This is a genomic window from Brooklawnia sp. (assembly GCF_049651565.1).
Taxonomy (GTDB): domain Bacteria; phylum Actinomycetota; class Actinomycetes; order Propionibacteriales; family Propionibacteriaceae; genus Brooklawnia.
The window spans coordinates 1-3,371 of sequence record NZ_JBASCI010000044.1 but is presented as its reverse complement, the minus strand read 5'-3'; the positions used below and the strand labels follow the sequence as shown (position 1 = coordinate 3,371).

Below are 3,371 nucleotides of genomic sequence, written 5' to 3'. Positions count from 1 at the left end.
GGCCGGGGGACTGCGCAGCCTGCGCCTGGGCGGCCACCGCATCGCCACGGTCGCCGTCCAAGACGGCGTCACCTGGGTGGACGACTCCAAGGCCACCAACCCGCACGCCGCGAACTCGTCGATGAGTGCGTTCGAGTCCATCGTCTGGATCGCCGGCGGACAGGCCAAGGGCACCAGCTTCGACGACCTGGTCGCCACCCACGCCGACCGGTTGCGGGCTGCGGTGCTGCTCGGCGTGGACCGCCAGGTGATTGCGGACGCGTTGGGTCGACACGCCCCCGACGTCCCCGTGGTCGTGATCGATCGCGCCGACACTGGAGCCATGGTCGACGCCGTGGCGTCGGCGGCCGGCTTCGCCCAACCGGGCGACACCGTGCTGTTGGCACCCGGCTGTGCCAGCAAGGACATGTGGAGCGGATACGACGCTCGAGGTGACGACTTCGCGGCGGCGGTGAGCGACTGGTACCGACAGGGAGGACGCAGGTGAGCGCAGCGATCGACGCCAGGCGCCCGAACAACCGGCCACGTCGTGGCCGCGATAGCCTGCTGGAGACCGGCCTGGCCCGCTTCGGCACCGGCGGCGACTCCGGCCTGGCCCGGGCGCTGTCGCACCCGCTGGCCGACTACTACTTGGTGCTCGCCACCACCACCCTGCTGGTCGGGCTCGGGGTGCTGATGGTGCTGTCGGCGTCCTCGGTGTGGTCGTCGGTGACCAACCAGGGCGACGCCTACTACTACCTGGTCCGGCAGGTCGCCTTCCTGTGCGTCGGGGTGCCCACCGCCTGGTGGCTGTCCCGGCGCCAACCCACGGTGCTGATGGCGCTCGGCTGGATCGGCATGGTGGTCAGCATCGTGCTGCTCGTCCTGGTCTTCACCCCCCTGGGCATCGAGTCGTACGGCAACCGGGCCTGGCTGAGCGTCGGCGTGCTGGGCACCATCCAGCCGTCCGAGTTCGCCAAGGCGTCCCTGGTGCTGTGGACCGCGGCGGTGCTGGCCAACCGCACCCGCACCCTCGGCGACCCGAAGCGGCTGCTCTTCCCCTCGCTGCTCGGCTTCGCCGTCATCGAGGGTCTGGTGCTGTTGCAGCACGACGTCGGGACCGCGCTGATCATCGCCCTGATCATGTTCGGGATGTTCTGGTTCGTCGGCGCCCCGCTGCGGGTGCTGCTGGCCTTGGGCGGGGTGGCCGTGGTCGGCGTCGGGGCGCTGGTGGCCACCGACCCCGAGCGGATGACCCGCATCTTCGCCTTCCTGGACCCGACCGCGGCCGCCAGCGACCAGCCGATGAACGCCATCTACGCCCTGGCGTCCGGCGGCTGGTGGGGGCTGGGGCTCGGCGCCTCCCGGCAGAAGTGGGGCGGGCTCTACAACGGCGCCCAGACCGACTACGTCTTCGCAGTCCTCGGTGAGGAGATGGGCCTGATCGGCAGCCTGTTCGTGCTGCTGCTGTTCTTCGTCCTGGGCTTCGCCGGGCTGCGGATCGCTGCCCGCTCCACCAGCAAGTTCCTCAGCTACACCGCGGCCGGGATGACCGCCTGGATCATCTGCCAGGCCGCGATCAACATCTTCGTCGTGATGCGCATGCTGCCGGTGGTGGGGGTGCCGCTGCCGTTCCTCAGCCAGGGTGGTTCGGCGCTGCTGGCCAACCTGGTCGCCGTCGGGGTGCTGCTCAGCGCCGCCCGGCAGGAACCCGGGGCGGCCAGGCTGCTGGCATCCGGCCGGCGCCCCCGGCAACCACGGCTGACCAGCGTGATAGACGGGCCACAGCCACGCGACTGAGGACGCCCGCCGGCTCCCCGCGCCGGTGTCGTTGGGCGACGGCCCGGCCGAACGGTGTCAGACTTGAGGTGCGCGCAGCCCCCAGAAGTCGGATGATCGGAGAGCGTTCATGGTGAGTGTCGTGCTGGCCGGTGGTGGTACGGCAGGCCACACCTCGCCGCTGATCGCGACCGCCGAGGCGATCAGGGCGGCCGAACCCGATGCCCGGATCACCTGCATCGGTACCGCCCGCGGCCTGGAGACCCGCGTCATACCGGAGGCCGGGCTCGACCTGCAACTGGTGCCGGCCGTCCCGCTGCCACGCAAGCCGAGTCTCGACCTGCTGAAGGTGCCGGCCCGGCTGGCCGGCGCCGTCCGGGCCGCCGCCCGCATCCTTCGGGAGGCCGACGCGGACGTGCTGTGCGGCTTCGGCGGTTACGTGGCGATGCCGGCCTACCTGGCGGCCCGCCGGTTGGGAATCCCGGTGGTCATCCAGGAGCAGAACGCCGTGCCGGGCATCGCCAACAAGGTGGCCTCCCGGTTCGCCGCGGCCGTCCTCACCTCGTTCCCCGGCACCCCGCTGCGCGGCGCCAGGTTCGAGGGGTTGCCGGTGCGCAGCGAGATCACCGACCTGGCGCAGGCCGGCCGCACCACCCGGCAGGCCGACCAGCGCGACCGCTTCGGCCTGCACCCGCAACTGCCGGTGCTGCTGGTCAGCGGCGGCTCGCAGGGCGCCCGCAGCCTGAACAACGCCACCGTGGACGCCGCCGACCGGTTGCTCGCCACCGGCGTCCAGGTGCTGCACGTCTGGGGCAACAAGAACTTCCACGACGGCCTCACCGAACGGGTGGACGAGGGTAACGGGGCGCGGTACCTGCCGCTGGCCTACGTCGACCACATGTCGGACGCCTATGCCGCCGCCGACCTGATGCTGGCGCGCTCCGGCGCCGGAACCGTGGTCGAAACCGCGGTGGTGGGGCTGCCGACCATCCTGGTACCGCTACCCATCGGCAACGGCGAGCAGGCCAGGAACGCCCAGCCGCTGATCGACGTCGACGCGGCCGTCATGGTGCCCGACGCCGAACTGACCAGCGACCGGCTGGTCACCGAGGTGGGCGCACTGTTCGGCGACCCCGGCCGACTGGCCCGGATGTCGGGCGCGGCCCAGCAACTGATGCGCCCGGGCGCGGCCGACCGGGTGGCCCAAGTCCTGCTGCGGGTTGGAGGAGCGCTGTGAGCCTGCACGAAGTCGTCGACCTGGTCCCCGCCGACCAACTGAACGCCCTCCACTTCATCGCCATCGGCGGTGCCGGGATGAGCGGGATCGCCGAGCTGTACCACCGGCTCGGCCACCCGGTGAGCGGTTGCGACCGTGCCGATTCGCCGACCCTGCGCCAACTGGCGGCGTCCGGGCTGGCCACGGCGATCGGCCACGACCCCGGCCACCTTGCCGGGGTCGACACGGTGGTGATCTCGTCCGCCATCCGGCAGGACAATCCCGAACTGGTCGCCGCCCGCCAACAGGGCCGACGGGTCTGGCACCGCAGCACCGCGCTGGCCGCGCTGATGCTCGACAAGCGCTCGGTGGCGGTGGCCGGCGCGCACGGCAAGAC

4 protein-coding genes are annotated in these 3,371 nt (G+C 71.8%); all 4 read left to right on the top strand.

Annotated elements, in window-relative coordinates:
- On the top strand, positions 1–487 hold a 487-nt coding region (locus tag WBL05_RS02230; protein WP_424223444.1), incomplete at its 5' end, for a glutamate ligase domain-containing protein.
- A complete protein-coding gene (gene ftsW, locus WBL05_RS02225) occupies positions 484–1,779 on the top strand; it encodes a putative lipid II flippase FtsW (RefSeq protein ID WP_424223443.1) in 1,296 nt (431 codons plus the stop codon). The genes WBL05_RS02230 and ftsW, both read left to right, overlap by 4 nt.
- Positions 1,780–1,888: 109 nt before the next feature.
- The gene (gene murG, locus WBL05_RS02220) at positions 1,889–2,995 is read left to right on the top strand and encodes an undecaprenyldiphospho-muramoylpentapeptide beta-N-acetylglucosaminyltransferase (protein WP_424223441.1); all 1,107 of its coding nucleotides are present in this window, start codon (positions 1,889–1,891) and stop codon (positions 2,993–2,995) included.
- Positions 2,992–3,371 (top strand): Mur ligase domain-containing protein (locus tag WBL05_RS02215; protein ID WP_424223440.1); only part of this gene is annotated, 380 nt, incomplete at its 3' end. The genes murG and WBL05_RS02215, both read left to right, overlap by 4 nt.

Bases quoted from the DNA above. Each gene is read 5' to 3' on its own strand.
- murG (WP_424223441.1), top strand. From the start codon at position 1,889: ATGGTGAGTGTCGTGCTGGCCGGTGGTGGTACGGCAGGCCACACCTCG.